Raw genomic sequence first — 18,480 nt, 5'->3', positions numbered from 1 at the left:
CCCGGTCTGCACCTGGATCGACTGCTTCACCGAGTCCCGGGCGTGCTCCTGGGCCGAGCCCCGGTTCTACTCCTGGACGCCGAGCACTCCGCGGAGGTCCTTCGGCAGCTCCTGGTTACAGGCGATCTGGCCATCCTTGGTCAGCGCGTCCCGCTCACACGTGTAGAAGTCCCGGAAGATCAGCTGGGCGGCGAAGACACCGGCGACGATCAGCAGGGCGATGCCCGCCATCACCACACCGGTCACCGCGGCCGTGCGCATAGACCTCCCGGCGGCCGGGTTCGACGCCCCGCCGGCCGTGGCGCCCGCGGCGGCCGGTGCGCCCTTCTTGGCCCGCAGGGAGCTGATGCCCCAGTACAGCGAAAGGGCGCCGAGCAGCAGGGCGATCTCGGTGAAGTCGAACAGCACGAAGAAGAACGCCCACATACCCGAGAGCAGTGAGTAGCGGGCCCGGCGCTGGGCCGGGTCGGTGGGGTCCCAGCGCAGCCCCGGAGGGGTGCCGCCGGGGCCCTGCTGTCCGCCGTTCGATCCGTCGGAGCCGCCCGGGCGACCGCCGAAGCCGCCGCCGGAGGACCGGCCAGGCTGACGGCTGCTCCACTGGCTTCCCCATCTACCGCGCTCATCGGATGAGCCGGAGGACCCCGATGACCCTGATGAGCCGTTGTCGGGTGGTTCCGAACCGGAGGATCCGGAGCCCGACGAGTTGTCGTTCGAGGGACGCCGTGGCTGCCACGGCTGGTCCGGCTTCCCCTCCGGCGGCGGCGCGAAGGGGTTGTTGTCGTCCGTGGACTGGCGCTCCCGCGGCAACAGGAGGTCCGTACGGCGGCGTCGGTCCCGCATCTGGTGAACGTCTTCCCCTCAGACCCTGTGCACATGGGGTCGTGTGTCGTCGTACCCGTTGTGAGACGGGTGTGTTCCCCTGACGCTACCTCCCTGCTCCGCCCCCGTCCCGTGGGGGCCTTCCCGCGTGCCGGTATCGTTGCTGACGGTCGGCCTCTTCGTAGGGTTCCCCGTATGGGGGAGCGTGACTCGTTCGTACGACCGTACAAAGACGATCGACCGCCCTTGGAGACGATCCGCTGGGAGCCGTCACCTCCGGTCGATCGCGTACCACCCACGTCGATCACGCAGAAAGAGACCCGCTGTGGCCTCTCCGTCCTTTGCCCCTTCCGCCGACCGTCCGGCCCGACTGGTGGTCCTGGTCTCCGGTTCCGGCACCAATCTCCAGGCCCTGCTCGACGCCTGTGCCGCCGACCCCGAGTTTGGGGCCCGGGTCGTCGCGGTGGGCGCGGACCGGGACGGCATCGCCGGCCTGGAGCGCGCCCGGGAAGCGGGACTGCCGGTCTTCGTGTGCCGGGTGAAGGACCACGAGGACCGTGCGGCGTGGGATCGGGCCCTGGCGGACGCCACCGCCTCCCATGAACCGGACCTCGTGGTGTCGGCGGGGTTCATGAAGATCGTGGGCAAGGAGTTCCTGGCCCGCTTCGGCGGTCGGTGCATCAACACCCACCCCGCGCTACTGCCCAGCTTTCCCGGTGCCCACGGAGTGCGCGACGCCCTGGCGTACGGCGCCCGGGTCACCGGATGCACCGTCCACTTTGTCGACGACGGCGTCGACACCGGCCCGATCATCGCGCAGGGCGCGGTGCAGGTCCGGCAGGAGGACGACGAAGCCGCTCTCCATGAGCGCATCAAAGAAGTCGAGCGAGCGCTGCTCGTCGAGGTCGTGGGGCGTCTGGCCCGCAACGGCTACCGCATTGAGGGACGAAAGGTAGTTATCCCGTGACTGTTGAGGCTACTGAGACTGCCGTGGCCGAGAAGCGGGCCATCCGGCGAGCGCTGATCAGCGTGTACGACAAGACGGGCCTGGAGGACCTCGCCCGCGGTCTGCACGAGGCAGGTGTGGAGCTCGTCTCCACCGGCTCCACCGCCGGGAAGATCGCCGCCGCCGGGGTGCCCGTCACCAAGGTCGAGGAGCTGACCGGCTTCCCCGAGTGCCTGGACGGGCGGGTCAAGACGCTCCACCCCCGGGTGCACGCGGGCATCCTCGCCGATCTGCGGCTCGCGTCCCACCGCGACCAACTCGCCGAACTCGGCGTCGAGCCGTTCGGGCTCGTCGTCGTCAACCTCTACCCCTTCCGGGAGACCGTCGCCTCCGGCGCCTCGCCCGACGAGTGCGTGGAGCAGATCGACATCGGCGGGCCGTCCATGGTCCGCGCCGCCGCCAAGAACCACCCGTCGGTGGCCGTGGTCACCAGCCCCGCGCGGTACGCCGACGTCCTCGCGGCCGTCCAGGACGGAGGCTTCGACCTCGGTGCCCGCAAGCGTCTGGCCGCCGAGGCGTTCCAGCACACCGCCGCGTACGACGTGGCCGTCGCCTCCTGGTTCGCTTCCTCGTACGCGCCTGCCGACGAGTCGGGCTTCCCGGACTTCGTGGGCGTCACCTACGAGCGTTCCTCGGTGCTGCGCTACGGCGAGAACCCGCACCAGGCCGCCGCGCTGTACGTGGGCGGTGACGTGCAGCAGGGCGGTCTCGCCCAGGCGGAGCAGTTGCACGGCAAGGAGATGTCGTACAACAACTACACCGACACCGAGGCGGCACGCCGAGCCGCGTACGACCACGACGAGCCCTGTGTCGCGATCATCAAGCACGCCAACCCCTGCGGCATCGCCATCGGCGAGGACGTCGCGGAGGCCCACCGCAAGGCGCACGCCTGTGACCCGGTCTCCGCGTTCGGCGGCGTGATCGCGGTCAACCGTCCGGTCTCCGTCACCCTCGCCGAGCAGATCGCGAAGGTCTTCACCGAGGTCGTCGTCGCCCCCGCCTACGAGGACGGCGCGGTCGAGGTGCTCGCCCGCAAGAAGAACATCCGGGTCCTGCGCTGCCCCGACGCCCCCGCGTCCCAGATCGAGGCCAAGCCCATCGACGGCGGCACGCTGGTGCAGGTCACCGACCGGCTCCAGGCCGCTGGCGACGACTTGGCGAACTGGACCCTGGCGACCGGTGAGGCCCTCAGCGCCGATGAACTGGCCGAGTTGGCGTTCGCCTGGCGGGCCTGTCGGGCGGTCAAGTCCAATGCCATCCTGCTCGCCAAGGACGGCGGGTCCGTGGGCGTCGGCATGGGCCAGGTCAACCGGGTCGACTCCGCGAAGCTCGCCGTGGAGCGCGCCGGCGAGGAGCGCGCACGGGGCTCGTACGCCGCGTCGGACGCGTTCTTCCCGTTCCCCGACGGGCTGGAGATCCTGACGGCGGCCGGTGTGAAGGCCGTGGTCCAGCCGGGCGGCTCGGTCCGCGACGACGAGGTCATCGAGGCGGCCAAGGCCGCGGGCGTGACGATGTACTTCACCGGCACGCGCCACTTCTTCCACTGACACTGACGCTGACCGACACCGACACCGACACCGACAGCGACGGCGACACCGACAGCGCCACTGACACCGCGACGGCCCGCAGCTCCCACGGGAGCTGCGGGCCGTCGCGCGTACCGGATGGGTGTTCCGCCAGGACCCGCCGCCCATCGCCTGCGAGCTCGTGGCCACCAGCCCGGTGTTCCCGGCGGGCGGAATGAGAAGAGGCCGTGACGTTTCTCCAGGGATGGGAACACCATCGGGAGTCGTCACGGCCTCGGGCCGCAGCAAGGCCGGCCGGCGGTTGCCTCCGAGGAGGGCCGGACCACCGGCGCAGCGGTCAGTGCCGGGGGCGGTTGAACCAGGCCCCGCCGTCCGACTTGCCGACGAACACGGCGATCAGCACGGCGAGCACCGTGTAGATCAGGCCGACGAGGATGAAGATGAACGGGTAGATCCCGAGCACCGCCGTGATGACGGCGAAGACGATCGTGGTGACCCGGATGCCGTTGCCGCCCTTGGCGAGCTTCGCAGCCAGGAATATCGCAAATATGCCCCACAGCAGGGCGAGGACACCGACGACGTGGAAGCTGTCGCTGTACTGGGCCAGATCCTGGAACGCCTGGTCGTTGCGGAACTCCGGGTCGTCCTTGAGCTCTTCGATGCCCACGCCCGCCCAGAACAACAACAGGGCGCCGATGACCTGGAATCCGCCGATGACGTACAGCATCGCGCGGGCCGCCTTCACCCCGCCAGGCATCTCGGTGGGCGGTCCGCCGTACCCGCCGCCGTAGCCGCCACCACCGAAGGACTGCACCGGCGGGGCCTGGGGGTAGCCGAACGAGGGCTGACCCTGGGGCTGTCCCTGCTGGGGGTAGCCGTAGCCCGGCTGACCGCCCTGCTGCTGGCCGTAGGGGTTGTTCGGGTCGCCGAAACTCATGGGGGGATTCCTCCGTTGAAAGCGGGACGCGCGGCCGACGGAGGACGGTCGAGCGAGCGGTTGTCCCCCCGACCTTCCGCGGTTGTCTGCCTCGTCATCGTGGTGTTGACACGGACTTTTTGTCCAGTCGGTATGCCTATGTGTTGTGCAAGTGCAACCTCGGTCACGGGCGCTTGGTCATGGCTTTCCCTCCCCGGTCCCGAGGCGAACACGGGGGATTGGAACCAGGACGGGTCCATCCGGGAGGATGGGTGTATGACTGCCCAGATTCTCGATGGCAAGGCCACCGCAGCCGCGATCAAATCCGAAGTTGCCGCCCGTGTGGAGGCCCTCAAGGAGAAAGGGGTGACACCGGGGCTCGGCACCCTCCTCGTGGGGGACGACCCGGGAAGCCGCTGGTACGTCAATGGCAAGCACCGCGACTGTGCACAGGTGGGCATGGCCTCGATCCAGCGCGAGCTGCCCGCCACCGCCACCCAGGAGGAGATCGAGGACGTCGTCCGGGAGCTCAACGAGAACCCCGAGTGCACGGGTTACATCGTGCAGCTGCCGCTGCCCAAGGGCATCGACGCCAACCGGGTGCTGGAGCTGATGGACCCGGAGAAGGACGCGGACGGGCTGCACCCGATGAGCCTGGGCCGCCTGGTGCTCGGCGAGCCGGGGCCGCTGCCCTGCACCCCGTACGGAATCGTGCAGCTGCTGCGCCGCCACGGTGTGGAGGTCAACGGCGCCCATGTCGTCGTCGTCGGTCGGGGCATCACCATCGGCCGTCCCATGCCGCTCGTGCTCACCCGGAAGTCGGAGAACGCCACGGTGACGCAGTGCCACACCGGTACGCGTGATCTGGCCGCGCATCTGCGACAGGCCGACATCATCGTCGCGGCGGCGGGCGTGCCGCACCTGGTGAAGCCCGAGGACGTGAAGCCCGGCGCGGCGGTCCTGGATGTCGGCGTGAGCCGCGACGAGAACGGCAAGATCGTCGGTGATGTGCATCCGGGGGTCGTCGAGGTCGCCGGCTGGGTCGCTCCGAACCCGGGTGGCGTCGGTCCGATGACCCGGGCCCAGCTGCTGGTGAACGTGGTCGAAGCGGCGGAACGCTCGGTCGCAGTGGCGGGTTGATCAGGAGAGAGGCTGCCCTGATGGGCGTACGTACGAATGACGACCCCGAGACGGGGGGACCGGCGCCCCGGGAGGTCGCCGGGCGGGCGGGCACGGGCGCCGGCGCGCCGGTCGCCGAGCGCTCCGGTTCCGGGGGTCGTCCTGCCGAGCAGGACCCATCGGCCCCGGCGGAGGGTCCGGCCGACCCCGCTGGGTCGGAGCCGGGCACGGCGGGTGGTGTCCGCCCGTCCGACGACGGCACTCCGACGCCCGACGGCGACACCGAGCAACGCGAGCAACCTGAGCAGTTTGAGGAGCGGGAAGCCGAGCGCGGGCGGGAGCAGCCGCGGGAACACGGCGGGCAACAGGGCAAGGAGCAGGGCAAGGAGCAGGGCGGGGAACGGGTCAACGGAAGGGCCCGGGCGGGTTCGGCAGGTTCTGTGGGCTCAGCGGGTGCGAGCGCTGACGCCGCCGCGCCCTCGCAGGGGACCTCGCGTCGACCGCCCACTCTCACCACCGATACGGCCCGCCCCGAAGGCGGCGGACGGGCAGCCCCGGGTGATGCCCCGGCCCCCGCACGTCAGTGGCCGCTGCTCGCCGTCCTCGCGCTCACCGGCACGGGTCTGCTGATCATCGGGCTCGACCCGTTCGCGGAGGCGTTCCGCATCGGCGCGATCCTGGTGGGTGTGGCCCTGATCACAGGTGCCGTACTGCGTCGCACCCTGCCCTCGGTCGGGATGCTCGCGGTGCGTTCGCGTTTCACCGACATGGTCACGTACGCGGTGCTCGGTGGAGCGATCACCCTGCTCGCGCTGATGGCGCAGCCGAATCCCTGGTTGGAACTGCCGTTCTTGAAGGACCTGGTCGAATTCACGGTGCGCTGACCGATTCCGGCCGTGCGGTGCGCGGCCAGGAAATCCGGGCCCGGTGCAGCCGGCTCACGGCGCCTGTCCCCTCCCCCGAGGAAGGACAGGCGCCGCGGCCCGTCCAGAGTCATGGACGCGCCAATTCGCTTTCAAGGGACGAAGACGGCCTGTGGCACGGAAGTGACCATTCCGCCATGGTGTGAACCCGCAGTCCGCGGAGTGGGAGACTGAAGGCGCATTCGGTGTGGGGGCGCATGAGGGGCGCAGCCGTCATTCCGAATGCTCCCGTGCACGCCGGTGGCAGGAACTGACATCCTGGGCCTGCGCATCTTCTAGGACAGTTCGCCGTGGTGGACCGTCCTGAACAGCGCAGGGGGCGGATAGGCGCGGGGCACTGCACCTACGTTCGGGGGACAAGGGGGGTTAGACCATGCCTCGTTGGAAAGCGCTGCCAGATGAGCTCGACCCGGAGGTCCGGGAGTTCGCCGAGAACCTACGGCGACTCGTGGACCGCAGCGGGTTGAGCATCGCGGCAGTATCGGACCGCACGGGCTACAGCAAAACGTCGTGGGAGCGCTATCTGAACGGGCGAATACTCGCCCCCAAGGGCGCTGTCGTCGCACTGGCGGAAGTGACGGGCACCAGCACGATCCATCTCACCACCCTGTGGGAGTTGGCGGAGCGCGCCTGGAGCCGGGCCGAGATGCGCCACGACCGGACGATGGAACAGATACGGATATCCCAGGCGCGGGCCGCACTCGGCGAGCCGGGCTCCGTCGGGCAGCCGCAGGGGATCGGCCACCCGACGGACGGCGGTCGGCCCAGAGGCGCCGCCACCCGCCCGGGCACGGCCGCCCCCGCGGGCTTTCCCCCGTACACGGGTCAGGCGGCGAGCATGGGGCAGGTCCCCGGCCGGGCCGGTCATCGGGCGGCGGCCCCGGCGGGTCGGCGGCACTCCGGTGGCAACAACGCGCCCAACCCCGGCAAGCGCAGGGTCGGCATGTTCCTCGGCGGGGTCGTCGGCGCGCTCGCGGTGATCGCCGGTGCTGTGCTGCTCACCGATCTCGGCGGGGAGCAGGACCACACGAAGAACGTGGCCGCCACCCCCTCGCAGGCTTCCACCAGCAGCACCCCGGTGTTGCCGGAAGGGGTGAAGTGCAGCGGCAAGGACTGCACCGGGCAGGACCCGGAGACGATGGGCTGCGGCGGCGAGTTCGCCAAGACCACCGCGACCGCACAGATCGGCGAGGCCAAGGTGGAGGTCCGCTACAGCGAGATCTGCAAGGCGGCCTGGGCCAGGCTCACGGCAGCAGCACCGGGTGACACCGTGGAGATCAGCGTGCGCGGGAAGGGCCTCCAAGAGGGTCTGGTGAATGCGGACAACGACGCCTATACGCCGATGACGGCCGTGGCGGCGGGCGCCGTACCCAAGGCGTGCGCGACCGCGAAGACGACGGGGGTCAAGACCTGCACCAAGGTGCAGTGAGCCGGCGCCCGGTGTGACGCCGGGCGCGCCGTCGCCGTACGCACCCGTACTGAGCTGCGAGGTTTCCGGCGTTCGTGTGGGCGTGAGCCGCACCACAAGGGCCCGCCGAAGCACGCCGCCTCGGGTCGGATAGCCTGACCGCTGGATGTCTCTTCACATCAAGATTCATCAGGAGTCACCGTGCTTCCTGACGGGTGCGAAGGGGTGTTCCGGACCCGGGGCAGCAACGCCCCCCACGCCAGCTGTCTTACGGAGATCGCCATGACCCGCACTCCCGTCAACGTCACCGTGACCGGCGCGGCCGGCCAGATCGGCTACGCGCTGCTGTTCCGTATCGCGTCCGGCCACCTGCTCGGCCCGGATGTGCCGGTCAAGCTGCGCCTCCTGGAGATCACGCCGGCGCTCGGCGCCGCCCAGGGCACGGCCATGGAACTGGACGACTGTGCCTTCCCGCTGCTCCAGGGCATCGACATCAGCGACGACCCGAACGTCGCCTTCGACGGTGCGAACGTCGCCCTCCTCGTCGGCGCCCGCCCGCGTACCAAGGGCATGGAGCGCGGTGACCTCCTGGAGGCCAACGGCGGCATCTTCAAGCCCCAGGGCAAGGCCATCAACGACCACGCCGCGGACGACATCAAGGTCCTCGTCGTCGGCAACCCGGCCAACACCAACGCCCTGATCGCGCAGGCGGCGGCCCCGGACGTACCGGCAGACCGCTTCACCGCGATGACCCGCCTCGACCACAACCGCGCCATCTCGCAGCTGGCCGCAAAGACGGGTTCCGCGGTCTCCGACATCAAGCGGCTCACCATCTGGGGCAACCACTCGGCCACCCAGTACCCGGACATCTTCCACGCGGAGATCGCCGGCAAGAACGCCGCCGAGGTCGTCAACGACGAGGCGTGGCTGGCCGACACCTTCATCCCGACCGTCGCCAAGCGCGGTGCGGCGATCATCGAGGCGCGTGGCGCGTCCTCGGCCGCCTCCGCCGCCAACGCGGCGATTGACCACGTCCACACCTGGGTCAACGGCACCGCCGATGGCGACTGGACCTCCATGGGCATCCCGTCGGACGGTTCCTACGGTGTGCCGGAGGGCCTGATCTCCTCCTTCCCCGTCACGACCAAGGACGGCCGGTACGAGATCGTCCAGGGCCTGGACATCAACGAGTTCTCGCGCGCCCGCATCGACGCCTCGGTGCAGGAGCTGGCCGAGGAGCGCGACGCGGTGCGTGCTCTCGGCCTCCTCTGAGCCGGTGGCCTAGTCCCACAGCTCGTAGCGGGTTCGCCCCTGGTCGCGGTCGGCGCGGCCGGGGGCGTTCGCGCGGGTGAGGACACCAACAGCGGGTGTGCCGGTGGAGCGCGGCCCGCTCGTCGTGGTGGTACGAGGTCCCTAGGAACGGCTCGTCCCGAGGAACGACAGCACCTCGCGTTCGAAGCGCTTCTTCGCCTCCAGATGCGGAAGGTGGCCCACGCCGGGCAGTTCCACCAGTCGGGAGCCGGGGATCGCGGCGGCTGCCTGTCTGCCCAGTACGGGGAAGTTCCCCAGCTTCGCCCGGTTCTCGGGGGTGGCGTACGACTTGCCGACCGCGGCACGGTCCTCCTGGCCGATGATCAGCAGGACCGGCAGCCGTAGTGCCGGCAGGTCCTGAACGACCGGCTGGTGGTACGCCATTTGGTAGGTGTGGGCCGATGCGAGCGCCCAGCGCGGGTACTCGCCGCTCAGGGTGATGCGGTACCGCAACTCGACGTTCCGCTCGTAGGCCCGCCGCCAGGTCACCACGTACGACCGGTAGAAGGCCCTGATCCCCGTGAGGCCGGTGTTCGCCAGTTCGTCCGTGAACAGCCGCTCGGTGGTGTGTGCCGGCACCAGTTCCCGGTAGTCCTCCAGCCCCACCGGGTTGGCCAGCACCAGGCGTCGAACGCGTGTCGGATGCAGCAGGGCGAAGCGCACCCCGAGCATTCCGCCCATGGAGTGGCCCACCACGTCGACGTCCGCGATGCCGAGGTGGTCGAGGAGCGCCGCGGTGTTGCCCGCCAGAAGGGCGAAGGTGTAGTCGAGTGCGGGCTTCGACGATCGGCCGAACCCGATCTGATCCGGCACCACGACCCGGTGTCCGGCCGCCGCCAGTGCGCGGGCCGTGGTCGTCCAGGCCCCGCCGTCGAAGTTCTTGCCGTGCAGCAGGAGGACCGTGCGTCCGGTGGGGGACGGGCCCGAGGGCGCGATGTCCAGGTACGCCATGTCGACGGTCTCGCCCTGGTTGACCAGCCGCAGGAACCGCACGGGGTACGCGGTCGGATACCCCTCCATGGCGATTCCGAGCGGTTGGTCGTACGTTGGGTCGCCGGCTGTGTGCGGCACAGCGGCTGCATGTGCCGTGGTGACGGCTGCCGCCCCCGTACCCATCGTGGCGACGGCTCCCGCGCCCGCGGAAAGAAACGTCCGACGTGTTGTCACACATCCCCCAACTCGGTCGTACATCTGTCCGCTCATGGTGCCCCAACTCCCCACAAGATCAAAGGAGTCGGTGCGGGGCGAAGACTCGATCAGGGCCGCTCCGGGGGCTGCACGGCCGTCCAGGCCGTTGATCGACCCGGCGGGGTGCAACCGGTCAGGGCTCGCCGAATCGCGCCAGGGCCAGGGCTCCCGCCACCGCCACCGCGAAGCCCAGCACCCCCAACCACGCCAGCCCGGCACGGGTGTCGTCCCCCAGCCATACCACCCCGACCACGGCCGGTCCGATCGTCTCCCCGAGGACGAGCCCCGCCGTCGCCACCGTCACGGAACCGCGGGCGAAGGCCGAGGTCAGCAGGAGGAACGCCGCGGCCCCGCCCAGCAGCAGCGCATAGAGCGCGGGGTTGGCCAGCACCTCCGGCAGGGCGACCGAATCGATCAACCGGACCGCGACCTCCACCACCCCGAAGCCCGCACCTGCACCCAACCCCAGCACCAGCGCCCGCGGCCTGTCAGGCAGTCGTCCTGCGAACGCCCCCACCAGCAGAACGGCGACCGCGACCCCGAGCATCGACCAGCGCAGAGCGGCGGAGCCCGGGCGGTCCCCCTCGGCACCCGAGGCCAGACCCAGCATCGCCAGGCCGGCACAGACCGTGACCACCGCACCCCACTCCACGCCGCTCAGCCGCAGGTGCAGCAGACGGGAGGCGACCAGGGCGGTGACCGCGAGACTGCCGGCGAGCGCCGCCCCCACCACGTAGATGGGCAGCGACCGCAGGGCCACGATCTGCAACGCGAAACCGAACCCGTCGAGCGTGAGTCCCAACAGATAGCGCCACTGACGCAGGGCCCGCAGCAGCAGCGCCGCATCGACACCCGAACCCGAGCCCGGTTCGGCGGCCTTCGCAGCCATCGCCTGGAGAACCGATGCGGTGCCGTAGCAGAGTGCCGAACCAAGCGCGCAAAGCATGCCGAACATCACAAAACGACTGTAGAGCAGAGGGGTTGTTCATCGAATCGAAGGCGGTGCGCCTGTCGGCCACTAGTCTGTGGGCGATTTGCCGGGGTGCGGTGGGAAAGTCATACGAACGGGGGTTGGGTGATGGCGCGTCGACGCCTGAGGTCAAGCACGGTACTGCTGGGCGGCATGGGGGTGTTGGCGGTGTCCCTCGCCTCGTGCGGCTCGGAACCGGACAAGCGCTGCGCGGACCGGCTCTCCCCGGAACGGCTCACCATGAGTGAATGCCATGGGCACGACGGCCAGGGCGACCACTACCCCGACCACCGCGCCGGGCGGGTCGAGGGCGGCCTGGTCGCGGGCGGCAGCTTCGACGAGGACGCGGTCGAGCGCGGCGGCTTCGGCTGCTCGGGCTCCGGCGGCGGATGAACGGGGCCGTGCCATGAAGCGTCACACCATCGACCCCCGCCCGGGCTGGCAGGGGATCGTCGAGCAACAGGGGTGCATCTACCCCCTGACCCGCTACCCGGACGACTCCCTCCGGCCCTACTGGGACGAGAGTGCCTACTACGAGTTCTCGCTGCCCGAAGTGGAAGCGCTGGAAGAGGTCGTCGAGGAGTTACACGCGATGTGCCTCGCCGCCGCTGCGCACATCGTTGAACGGGACCGGTTCGCCGAACTCGGCATCACCGACCCCCGGCTCGTCCCCCTGGTCGCCGAGTCCTGGCGCAGACGCGCCGAACTCCCCACCCTCTACGGCCGGTTCGACCTCCGCTACGACGGCACCGGACCCGCCAAGATGCTGGAGTACAACGCCGACACGCCGACCTCACTGGTCGAGGCCGCAAGCCCCCAGTGGTTCTGGATGGAAGACCGCTTCCCCGGGGCCGACCAGTGGAACTCCCTGCACGAGCGGCTCGTCGACGCCTGGCGCAAACAGGCGCCGCTACTGCCGCCGGGACCCGTGCACTTCGCCCACTCCGCCGGCGACGACCTCGGCGAGGACCTGATGACGGTCGCCTACCTCAGGGAGACCGCCGAACAGGCCGGACTCGTCACGGAGGCGCTCGCCGTGGAGGAGATCGGGTGGGACCGGCTCTCCAGGCGCTTCGTCGACCGGCGGCTGCGCTTTATCCGCTCCTGCTTCAAGCTCTACCCCTGGGAGTGGCTCACGACCGACCGCTTCGGCCCCCACGTGCTCGAAACGCTCGACAACGGCGGCGGCACCGGCACCACCTGCTGGATCGAGCCCGCATGGAAGATGCTCCTCTCCAACAAGGCGCTGCTCGCGATCCTCTGGGAGCTCTACCCCGGCCACCCCCACCTCTTGCCCGCCTATCTCGACGGTCCGCGGGAACTGGCCGACAAGGGTGGCTACGTCGCCAAACCGCTCCTGGGGCGCGAGGGAGCCGGCGTCACGATCCACGAGCCGGGCGCCGCGCCCCTCTCACGGAACGAGCCCTGCTGCTACCAGGGCTTGGCCCCGCTGCCCGACTTCGACGGCAACCGGGTGGTGCTCGGCGCGTGGACCGTCGAGGGAGAGGCAGCGGGGCTGGGCATTCGTGAGTCGTCGGGTCCGATCACGGACGGGTACGCCCGCTTCCTGCCGCACGTCATCCTCTGAGGCGTCATCCCCTGTGTCGCCCGCAGCTTCGTCGGGACCCGAGGGAGTGCTGAGGGAGTGCCCAGGGAGTGCTGGGGGAGGGCCGAGGCACGCGGCTGTCACAGTCGACGTAGCCGTCGCAGGGGCACGCATGGACCCGGTGGATCGTCAGTCGGCTCAGCGGCTCAGTCGGCTCAGTCGGCGATGTAGTCGCGCAGTCGCGCGGGCTTCAGACCGGCGGCGTCGGCGGCTGCCAGCGCCCGGTTGAGGTCGGACGCCAGGTCGTCGGTGAAGTGCAGCAGGATGATGTCGCCGGCCTGGAGTTGGGGGGTGGGGGGCTGCCAGGTGCCCCAGGTGGTGAAGTCGTGCGTCCAGGTCACCAGCGCCTTCGCTCCGCAGGCGCCGGCCGCGACACGGGTCTGCTCGTTGTAGGCGCCGTAAGGCGGACGCAACAGCCGGGGCTCCAGACCGAAGGTCGACAGGGCCCGCTGACGTGCACCGCAGATCTCGGCCCGCTGACCCGCCAGGTCCAGCGAGGTGAGGTCCGGGTGGGTCACGGTGTGGTTCTCGATCCGGGACGGGCCGTTGTCGAGCAGATTGCGGAAGTACGGAACGCCGTAGTCGGCGGCGTCCGACACCAGGAACAGGGACGCGGGAACGTTCCGGTCGAGCAGGATCTTTGCGGCGGCGGGGTTTTTCGCCCATCCGTCGTCGATGGTGATGAAGACGACCGGATCGTTCGTGGTGACCTTCGAGATCACGGGGACCGGCTCCGGCCAGGCGGCCTGCGCAGGCGTGGTCAGGCCCAGGAGGGCGAGGAGAGGTACGAGGACGGCGAGAAGCACTCGGGGTCTCGGCATGGCCCGCATCATTGGTCCAGACCAGCTGTCGTGTCAATGGCCTGGATGACGCCCGGTCCGACGCTTTGCCGCGGGTTGGTGGAACGTGTCAGCCCGGGCTGAACTCACCCTTCCCTGGGGGCTCATGAGTACCGCGGGGTACGGCCTCGGGGCACCGCAACACCACGTGCTCGCGACTCCATGTGGTCACCGTGGGGGAGGGGATGCCGGGCACGTTCGGGCGCGGGTCCGGCCAGCGCGGGTCCGATCGGTGCTGGTTGGTCGGTGCTGGTTCACTCGGGCCGGGGGCGGTAACTGCCCCCGGCCCGGGCAGACGGGACTCTGAAGACACGACCTAGCTCGCCAGCACCGCCCGCAACTGGTCCAGCCCCCAGTCCAGATCCTCCTTGCTGATCACCAGGGGCGGCGCGATCCGGATGGTCGAACCATGGGTGTCCTTCACGAGTACGCCCCGGTCCATCAGCTTCTCCGAGATCTCCCGACCCGTACCGCGCTCGGGCACGATGTCCACACCCGCCCACAGGCCCCGGCCGCGCACGGCTTCCACCGCGCCCGTACCGACCAGGAGGCCGAGTTCATGATGGAGGTGCTCGCCGAGTTCGCTCGCCCGCTGCTGGTACTCCCCGGTGCGCAGCATCGCGATCACTTCCAGTGCCACCGCGCAGGCCAGCGGATTCCCGCCGAAGGTCGAACCGTGTTCCCCAGGGCGGTAAACGCCGAGCACTTCCTGCGAAGAGACCACCGCGGACACCGGCACCACTCCGCCGCCCAGCGCCTTGCCGAGCACGTACATGTCCGGCACCACGCTCTCGTGCTCCAGGGCGAACGTCCGCCCCGTACGGCCGAGGCCCGATTGGATCTCATCGGCGATGAAGAGGACGTTCCGTTCTTGGGTGAGCCTGCGGACCCCGGCCAGGTACCCGGGGGGCGGCACCAGGACCCCCGCCTCGCCCTGGATCGGCTCCAGTAGTACGGCCACCGTGTTCTCGGTGAGAGCCGCCTCCATCGCCGTGAGGTCCCCATACGGGACGATCTCGAAGCCCGGGGTGTACGGGCCGAAGTCCGCACGGGCCTCCGCGTCGGTCGAGAAGCTGATGATCGTCGTCGTGCGTCCATGGAAGTTGTTCGACGCGACGACGATCTTCGCCATGTTGTCGACCACGCCCTTGACCCGGTAGCCCCACTTCCGGGCGGTCTTCACGGCTGTCTCCACGGCCTCGGCGCCGGTGTTCATCGGGAGGACCGACTCCATTTGACACAGCTCGGCGAGTTGCGCACAGAAGTCCGCGAAGCGGTCGTGGTAGAAGGCGCGGGAGGTGAGCGTGACGCGTTCCAACTGCGCCTTGGCGGCATCGATCAGACGACGGTTCCCATGGCCGAAATTCAGCGCCGAGTATCCCGCGAGCATGTCGAGATACCGACGGCCCTCAACATCAGTCATCCACGCGCCCTCCGCCGAGGTCACGACGATGGGAAGCGGGTGGTAGTTGTGCGCGCTGTGCGCTTCAGCGGCGGCAATGGCGCTCTCTGATGCAGACACGGGATCTCCGATCCGTAGTTCACATGGCTCATGCGGAGGCAAGTCGTCAAGACAAGGCTTCCGGCTGGGACAGGGTGATGCCCCTGTTTCTATCGTCGCTCGCCGAGTGGGTGAAGAAACCTTGCTGCGCACTCCGAGCGGTCGAGTCCTCCGTGGGGGCGGGTACTAAGGTGGCCGGTACGCACGGCGACTGGCGCACGGGGAACTGACCCCGATGAAGCCGTGTGCGCAGCAGTGAACGAGGTGCCGCCCGCCTGGGCACCCGGGATCGTCACCAACGATGACCCGGAGGACATCATGAGCCTGCCCCTGCCCCATCCCGCGCTTCTTGCCACCGATCCGGAACTGGCCGGACTCATCGGCGCGGAGGAACAGCTTCAAGCCACCACGCTGAGGCTCATCCCCAGCGAGAACTATGTCTCCGCGGCAGTTCTGGAAGCGACCGGCACGGTGCTCCAGAACAAGTACAGCGAGGGATACGCCGGCCGTCGCTACTACGAGGGCCAGCAGAACATCGACCAGGTCGAGCGGCTCGCCGTCAGCCGGGCCAAGGACCTCTTCGGCGTCGAGCACGCCAATGTGCAGCCCTACTCGGGTTCCCCTGCCAACCTCGCCGTATATCTGGCCTTCGCCGAGCCGGGGGACACCGTGATGGGGATGGCGCTGCCGATGGGTGGACACCTCACCCACGGCTGGGGCGTCTCGGCCACGGGACGTTGGTTCCGCGGGGTGCAGTACGGCGTACGCCAGGACACCGGGTCGATCGACTTCGACGAGGTCCGCGAGCTGGCGCTCAAGGAACGCCCGAAGATCATTTTCTGTGGTGGCACCGCCCTTCCCCGAACCATCGACTTCGCCGCCTTCGCGGACATCGCCCATGAGTCCGGTGCCGTACTGGTCGCCGACATCGCGCATATCGCCGGGCTGATCGCCGGCGGTGCGCATCCCTCCCCCGTACCGCACGCGGATGTCATCTCCACCACCACGCACAAGACGCTCAGGGGCCCCCGTGGGGCGATGCTGCTGTCCCGAGAGGAGCACGCCAAGGCGATCGACAAGGCGGTCTTCCCCGGCCTTCAGGGCGGCCCCCACAACCAGACCACCGCGGCCATCGCCGTGGCCCTCAAGGAGGCAGCGCAGCCCTCCTTCCGTGACTACGCCCACGCGGTGGTGGCCAACGCCCGGGCGCTGGCCGAGGAACTGCTCGCACGCGGTTTCGACCTGGTCTCCGGTGGCACGGACAACCATCTGATCCTGATGGACCTCACCCCCAAGGACGTCCCCGGCAAGGTCGCGGCCAAGGCCCTCGACCGGGCCGGGATCGTGGTGAACTACAACACCGTCCCCTACGACCCGCGGAAGCCGTTCGATCCGTCGGGCATCCGCATCGGCACCCCCTCCCTCACCTCGCGCGGGTTGGGCACCGGTGACATGGCCACCGTGGCCGACTGGATCGACCGCGGTGTGACCGCGGCCGGGTTGGGCGATGAGGACGCACTGACCGCGATCCGCGCGGAGGTCGCCGAACTGATGTCGGCCCATCCCGCCCCCGGACTCGCCGGCTAGCGACCGGCTGGCCGGGACGCCCCCGCCGGACGCCCCGGCCAGCCCGGTGGGCCGCTCAGCCGCACCGCCGAGCGCACTGTGTTCCTCGTCTCATTCGCCACGATCCGTAGCAGCCAGTGACGAAACGCACCGCCTTCCCGGAAGCGGTCGAGTGATGGGTACGCCTTGAGGAAGGAGGTCTGCACCACGTCCTCCGCGTCGTCGCCGGCCCCGAACGCCACTGCCGCCCGCAGCGCCATCCGAGTGTGGGCGCGCACCAGCTCCGCGTACGCCTCCGGCTCCCCGGCGCGCACCCGAGCGATCACCGCGCTTTCGTCCAGGGCGCCACAGCCTCCCCTCCGCACCCTCCCCCGAAGGGGCCCTCCCGCGTGCTCACGCCTTTGATGCACCGCCGACCGGAGATCGGTTCCACACCTGAGAGAATGAGCGACATGGCCGCACTCCGACCCCGTGCTCTCTCCGGCATCCAGCCCACCGCCGGCTCGTTCCACCTCGGTAACTACCTGGGAGCGATCCGCCAGTACGTGGCGCTGCAAGAGACCCATGACGCGTTCTACATGGTCGTCGACCTGCATGCGATCACCGTGCCGCAGGATCCGGCCGAGCTGCGGGCCAACACCCGCCTCGCTGCCGCCCAGCTGCTGGCCGCCGGCCTCGATCCCGAGCGCTGCACCCTCTTCATCCAGAGCCACGTCCCGGAGCACGCCCAGCTCGGTTGGGTGATGAACTGCCTCACGGGCTTCGGCGAGGCGTCCCGGATGACGCAGTTCAAGGACAAGTCGGCCAAGCAGGGCGCGGACCGGGCGACCGTGGGTCTGTTCACCTATCCGGTCCTCCAGGTCGCGGACATCCTGCTCTACCAGGCGGACGCCGTACCGGTCGGCGAGGACCAGCGCCAGCACATCGAGCTGACCCGGGACCTCGCAGAGCGCTTTAACACCCGATTCGGCGACACGTTCACGGTCCCGGCGCCGCACATCGTCAAGGAGGTCGCGAAGATCTACGACCTCCAAGACCCGACGATCAAGATGAGCAAGTCGGCCTCGACGCCCAAGGGTCTGGTCAATCTGCTCGACGAGCCCAAGACGACCGCGAAGAAGATCAAGAGTGCGGTCACCGACACGGACACCGTGATCCGCTTCGATCCGGTCGACAAGCCTGGGGTCAGCAATCTGCTGACGATCTACTCCACCCTCACCGGCACCACCGTGGCCGAGTTGGAGAAGGAGTACGAGGGCAAGATGTACGGCGCACTGAAGACGGACCTCGCCGACGTGATGGTGGAGTTCGTCACTCCGTTCCGTACCCGGACGCAGGCGTACCTGGACGACCCCGAGACGTTGGACTCGGTGCTCGCCAAGGGTGCCGAGAAGGCGCGGGCGGTGGCGGCCGAGACCCTGGCGGCGGCGTACGACAAGGTCGGCTTCCTGCCCGCCAAGCACTGAGCGCGCACCGGCACCGGGTTGGGTTCGCCCCGGTGGCGCCGACCCCGTACCGTCGGGTCCTGCGTCCACCGAGGCCCCGGCGTCCGCCCGCCGGCCGCTCGCCGGCGAAGATCGGTGAAGGTCTGTGTTTGGCCGCGGACGGGCGGTATTGCAGCCGTCCGCACCAGCCCTGACCAGCGATGAGGCAGGCGGGATGACGGTCGGCAGCGCCAGGTGTGTCCAACGCCTCTGGTCACATGCACCGTGCAGCCGCCACACTGGCGGCTGCACCACATCCGTCAACAGCTGACGTGCGGATGGACAGCCAGCCCGTACG

General features: G+C 69.5%; 16 protein-coding genes, 1 pseudogene and 1 riboswitch. Of the genes and pseudogenes, 10 read left to right on the top strand and 7 right to left on the bottom strand.

Going from position 1 to position 18,480, the window contains the following annotated elements:
- Positions 1-66: 66 nt before the first annotated feature.
- The gene (locus ABZ348_RS05780) at positions 67-840 is read right to left on the bottom strand and encodes a hypothetical protein (protein WP_358929674.1); all 774 of its coding nucleotides are present in this window, start codon (positions 838-840) and stop codon (positions 67-69) included.
- A gap of 304 nt (positions 841-1,144) precedes the next feature.
- Between ABZ348_RS05780 and purN the strand changes: the two genes are divergently transcribed.
- Both purN and purH read left to right on the top strand, forming a co-directional pair.
- The gene (gene purN, locus ABZ348_RS05775) at positions 1,145-1,786 is read left to right on the top strand and encodes a phosphoribosylglycinamide formyltransferase (RefSeq protein WP_358929673.1); all 642 of its coding nucleotides are present in this window, start codon (positions 1,145-1,147) and stop codon (positions 1,784-1,786) included.
- Positions 1,787-1,809: 23 nt separating this feature from the next.
- The gene (gene purH / locus ABZ348_RS05770; RefSeq protein WP_358929671.1) at positions 1,810-3,372 is read left to right on the top strand and encodes a bifunctional phosphoribosylaminoimidazolecarboxamide formyltransferase/IMP cyclohydrolase; all 1,563 of its coding nucleotides are present in this window, start codon (positions 1,810-1,812) and stop codon (positions 3,370-3,372) included.
- 316 nt (positions 3,373-3,688) lie between these two features.
- Here the strand turns inward: purH and ABZ348_RS05765 are convergent, their stop codons facing one another.
- Positions 3,689-4,288 (bottom strand): hypothetical protein, encoded by a 600-nt coding sequence (locus ABZ348_RS05765; protein WP_358929669.1) that lies wholly within the window; start codon positions 4,286-4,288, stop codon positions 3,689-3,691.
- 255 nt (positions 4,289-4,543) lie between these two features.
- On the opposite strand from ABZ348_RS05765, the gene ABZ348_RS05760 reads away from it, so the two are divergent.
- The 4 genes from ABZ348_RS05760 to ABZ348_RS05745 all read left to right on the top strand — a co-directional run bounded on the left by ABZ348_RS05760 (position 4,544) and on the right by ABZ348_RS05745 (position 8,989).
- A complete protein-coding gene (locus ABZ348_RS05760; protein WP_358929667.1) occupies positions 4,544-5,407 on the top strand; it encodes a bifunctional methylenetetrahydrofolate dehydrogenase/methenyltetrahydrofolate cyclohydrolase in 864 nt (287 codons plus the stop codon).
- 20 nt (positions 5,408-5,427) lie between these two features.
- Positions 5,428-6,270 (top strand): DUF3017 domain-containing protein, encoded by an 843-nt coding sequence (locus tag ABZ348_RS05755; RefSeq protein WP_358929665.1) that lies wholly within the window; start codon positions 5,428-5,430, stop codon positions 6,268-6,270.
- Positions 6,271-6,682: 412 nt separating this feature from the next.
- On the top strand, positions 6,683-7,738 hold the full coding sequence (locus ABZ348_RS05750; RefSeq protein ID WP_358929663.1) for a DUF2690 domain-containing protein: 1,056 nt from the start codon (positions 6,683-6,685) through the stop codon (positions 7,736-7,738).
- 261 nt (positions 7,739-7,999) lie between these two features.
- Positions 8,000-8,989 (top strand): malate dehydrogenase, encoded by a 990-nt coding sequence (locus ABZ348_RS05745; protein WP_358929661.1) that lies wholly within the window; start codon positions 8,000-8,002, stop codon positions 8,987-8,989.
- A 141-nt stretch (positions 8,990-9,130) separates the two neighbouring features.
- Here ABZ348_RS05745 and ABZ348_RS05740 read toward each other — a convergent pair whose 3' ends face one another.
- Both ABZ348_RS05740 and ABZ348_RS05735 read right to left on the bottom strand, forming a co-directional pair.
- Positions 9,131-10,099 (bottom strand): alpha/beta hydrolase, encoded by a 969-nt coding sequence (locus tag ABZ348_RS05740; RefSeq protein WP_358929659.1) that lies wholly within the window; start codon positions 10,097-10,099, stop codon positions 9,131-9,133.
- A 250-nt stretch (positions 10,100-10,349) separates the two neighbouring features.
- Positions 10,350-11,162 (bottom strand): hypothetical protein, encoded by an 813-nt coding sequence (locus tag ABZ348_RS05735; RefSeq protein ID WP_358929851.1) that lies wholly within the window; start codon positions 11,160-11,162, stop codon positions 10,350-10,352.
- Between the two features lie 132 nt (positions 11,163-11,294).
- On the opposite strand from ABZ348_RS05735, the gene ABZ348_RS05730 reads away from it, so the two are divergent.
- Positions 11,295-11,579, top strand: a complete 285-nt coding sequence (locus ABZ348_RS05730; protein WP_358929657.1) for a hypothetical protein — start codon at positions 11,295-11,297, stop codon at positions 11,577-11,579.
- 13 nt (positions 11,580-11,592) lie between these two features.
- Positions 11,593-12,774, top strand: a complete 1,182-nt coding sequence (locus ABZ348_RS05725; protein ID WP_358929655.1) for a glutathionylspermidine synthase family protein — start codon at positions 11,593-11,595, stop codon at positions 12,772-12,774.
- 173 nt (positions 12,775-12,947) lie between these two features.
- Here ABZ348_RS05725 and ABZ348_RS05720 read toward each other — a convergent pair whose 3' ends face one another.
- Both ABZ348_RS05720 and rocD read right to left on the bottom strand, forming a co-directional pair.
- Entirely contained in the window at positions 12,948-13,613 is a 666-nt protein-coding gene (locus ABZ348_RS05720) for a polysaccharide deacetylase family protein (protein WP_358929653.1), read from the bottom strand.
- 334 nt (positions 13,614-13,947) lie between these two features.
- A complete protein-coding gene (rocD, locus tag ABZ348_RS05715) occupies positions 13,948-15,153 on the bottom strand; it encodes an ornithine--oxo-acid transaminase (RefSeq protein ID WP_358929651.1) in 1,206 nt (401 codons plus the stop codon).
- A 176-nt stretch (positions 15,154-15,329) separates the two neighbouring features.
- Positions 15,330-15,420, top strand: a riboswitch (ZMP/ZTP riboswitch).
- Between the two features lie 30 nt (positions 15,421-15,450).
- Between rocD and glyA the strand changes: the two genes are divergently transcribed.
- A complete protein-coding gene (glyA, locus tag ABZ348_RS05710) occupies positions 15,451-16,719 on the top strand; it encodes a serine hydroxymethyltransferase (protein WP_358929850.1) in 1,269 nt (422 codons plus the stop codon).
- 59 nt (positions 16,720-16,778) lie between these two features.
- Here glyA and ABZ348_RS05705 read toward each other — a convergent pair.
- Positions 16,779-17,063: pseudogene (locus ABZ348_RS05705) on the bottom strand (sigma factor); the annotation flags it as partial.
- A gap of 87 nt (positions 17,064-17,150) precedes the next feature.
- On the opposite strand from ABZ348_RS05705, the gene trpS reads away from it, so the two are divergent.
- The gene (trpS, locus tag ABZ348_RS05700) at positions 17,151-18,164 is read left to right on the top strand and encodes a tryptophan--tRNA ligase (protein WP_358929649.1); all 1,014 of its coding nucleotides are present in this window, start codon (positions 17,151-17,153) and stop codon (positions 18,162-18,164) included.
- Positions 18,165-18,480 lie beyond the last annotated feature (316 nt).

The organism is Streptomyces sp. NPDC005963, assembly GCF_040638655.1.
Lineage (GTDB): Bacteria > Actinomycetota > Actinomycetes > Streptomycetales > Streptomycetaceae > Streptomyces.
The sequence above is the reverse complement of the archived record's forward strand: the minus strand, read 5'-3'. Positions and strand labels throughout refer to the sequence as shown.